1 pseudogene is annotated in these 413 nt (G+C 48.7%); it reads right to left on the minus strand.

Features of this window, described 5'->3' with window-relative positions:
- Positions 1-68: 68 nt before the first annotated feature.
- Positions 69-341 (minus strand): annotated as a pseudogene (locus tag DCC82_RS17180) (TIGR01777 family oxidoreductase); the annotation flags it as partial.
- Between the last annotated feature and the right edge of the window lie 72 nt (positions 342-413).

Genomic DNA, 413 nt, shown 5'->3' on the forward strand with positions numbered 1-413 from the left:
ATATACTGAAAATATAAACCCCGCCTTCCTTCCACAGCTAAAGCAGTGGGCTTCCGGCGGATGTTCTCGTGAATCCAAGAGATCCATTGCTGTCCCGAGCCGATTGGACCGCCAATCCAGAAACGGTACGGTAAGACGATTTTCGGCAACGCCCCGCCGTTTTTGCCAAGAACGACACCAAATCGTGCCATTACTGTACGAACCCCTAACGACTCTGCTTGTTTCGCTTCTTTTTCCCATTTTGCTACGGTTTGTGCCAGAAAATCGTTGCCAATCATTGAACTTTCTTCGGTAAAAGAATCGGTAAGCGAAGTGCCGTAAATGCCGATGGCGCTCGCGTTACTCACATTTCGCACCCTCCCAACGAAAATCGGGAGGATTTTTTCGTTCCGATGTCGAATGAATCCTTGACA

Source organism: Geobacillus sp. LYN3, from assembly GCF_003064505.1.
Lineage (GTDB): Bacteria > Bacillota > Bacilli > Bacillales > Anoxybacillaceae > Parageobacillus_B > Parageobacillus_B toebii.